The organism is Methylobacterium sp. WL9 (genome assembly GCF_008040035.1).
GTDB lineage: Bacteria > Pseudomonadota > Alphaproteobacteria > Rhizobiales > Beijerinckiaceae > Methylobacterium > Methylobacterium thuringiense.
This window is the reverse complement of the sequence record NZ_VRVE01000171.1, coordinates 1-1,665: the sequence shown is the minus strand read 5'-3', so window position 1 is coordinate 1,665 and position 1,665 is coordinate 1. Positions and strand designations below refer to the sequence as shown.

3 protein-coding genes are annotated in these 1,665 nt (G+C 67.7%); all 3 read right to left on the bottom strand.

What is annotated here, in order from left to right; all coding sequences use genetic code 11:
- Positions 1-38: 38 nt before the first annotated feature.
- Genes FV217_RS22240 through FV217_RS22230 form a run of 3 tightly spaced genes read right to left on the bottom strand, consistent with a single transcriptional unit; the run spans position 39 to position 1,428 of the window.
- Positions 39-455 (bottom strand): type II toxin-antitoxin system VapC family toxin, encoded by a 417-nt coding sequence (locus FV217_RS22240; protein ID WP_147821801.1) that lies wholly within the window; start codon positions 453-455, stop codon positions 39-41.
- On the bottom strand, positions 452-748 hold the full coding sequence (locus FV217_RS22235) for a type II toxin-antitoxin system PrlF family antitoxin (protein ID WP_147821799.1): 297 nt from the start codon (positions 746-748) through the stop codon (positions 452-454). Before FV217_RS22235 ends, FV217_RS22240 begins: the two co-directional genes overlap by 4 nt.
- Before the next feature lie 59 nt (positions 749-807).
- Positions 808-1,428 carry an urease subunit gamma gene (locus tag FV217_RS22230; protein ID WP_147821797.1) on the bottom strand — a complete coding sequence of 207 codons (621 nt, stop codon included), beginning with the start codon at positions 1,426-1,428 and terminating at the stop codon, positions 808-810.
- Positions 1,429-1,665 lie beyond the last annotated feature (237 nt).

Sequence of the window (1,665 nt, the reverse complement as noted above, 5' to 3'; positions counted from 1 at the left end):
GGGGAGGGTGGCGGGTTTGGGCGCGTTGGACATGCGCTTTACGGCTCCCGGCTAAGGCGGGTGAACCCATCCGCGTACGCGGCTTTGCGGTCGAACGTGAGCGTCGTGGTGCAACCCGCAGCACGGTTGATCGCGCCGATGAAGTGGTCGGCGAAATCACCCTTACCAGTCGCCCATTCGGCCAGCGCCTTTACTGCAGCGTCGCGCTGGTCGACGACGATGTTCGAGGCGTTCAGCAAACGATCGATCACGGTGACGAGCATCGGCTTGCGCTGCCGCAAGGGCTGCGCCAGCACCCAGACGGTTTCCGCCAGAACGACGACGTCGACGAAGAAGCGCGCGTCGCGCCGACCGAGCGTCTCCGCGACGAGGGCCGTCTGCTCCGGCGCCTCATCTGGCCAAACGGACTCGTCCACGAGCCAGCGCAACAGCACGTCGGTGTCGAGACCGATCACGCGTCATCGGCCTCGATCGGCGGCTGCATGCGCCGCCACCGAGCGGCGCGACGCTCTTCGATCCAGCCAACCACCCGCTCGCTGTCGACGGCAATCTCCGGATCAGTTCCGCCCGGACCCACGATGCCGCGCAAGTCTGCGAGCGTCACGATGCGTGCCTCGACGGTGAATCGGCCATGCGCATCCTGAGCAAACACAAGCTTGTCGCCGACCTTGAGGCCCAGGGCCTTCCGCAGCGACGCCGGGATCGTGACCTGTCCTTTCGAGGTCACGGTCGCCTCGATCACTTTCATCGCAAACTCCTTACCGATCGTACGCAATGTAAGGAGTATGTGATCACGTGTGCAAGCGGTTACAGCGGCCCCATCACCTCACCTCGGAACCCGAACACCGTTCGCCCGCCTGACAACGGCACCAGCACCACCTCGCGCGTCGAGCCGGGCTCGAAGCGCACGGCTGTGCCTGGCGCGATGTCGAGCCGCTTGCCGCGGGCCTTGTCGCGGTCGAAGGCGAGGCCGGGGTTCACCTCGAAGAAGTGGTAGTGCGAGCCCACCTGGATCGGCCGGTCGCCGGTATTGGCGACTTCCACGACGGTGCGCTCGGCGCCGGCGTTGAACACGATCTCGCCGGCCTGCGTCGTCACGAGGCCGGGCACGTCGTCGGAGGGCGCGCCGCGGATCGGGTGATGCACGGTGACGAGCTTGGTGCCGTCCGGAAACGTCGCCTCGACCTGGATGTCGTGGATCATCTCCGCGATGCCCGGCATGACCTGATCGGTGGTCAGCACCTGCGCGCCGGCCTGCATCAGCTCGGCGACCGAGCGCCCGTCGCGGGCTCCCTCGACCACGACGTCGGTGATAAGAGCGATCGCCTCGGGGTGGTTGAGCTTGACGCCCCGCGCCAGCCGGTTGCGCGCGACCTGCGCGGCCATGGCGACGAGGAGCTTGTCCTTTTCGCGGGGGGTGAGGAGCACTTTGCGTCGTCCCGGATCGGCGTTCGAACCCGCCCAGCAAGGACCGTGCGACGGGCAAAGATCAAGTCGTCGGGCTGATGGCGGCTATCCCTGCCAGACGCGCGGCAGCGGCTCGGCGCGATAGTCGGTCAGGAACCGCACCAAGACGCGGCGCAGGGTGCTGACGTCGGGGGCGAGGCAGCGCAGGGCGAGATGGCGGTTCCAGGCGCTGGCGCCGGCCTCGACGCCGCTCGCGCC

Bases quoted from the DNA above. Each gene is read 5' to 3' on its own strand.
- FV217_RS22235 (WP_147821799.1), bottom strand. From the start codon at position 748: ATGAAAGTGATCGAGGCGACCGTGACCTCGAAAGGACAGGTCACGATC.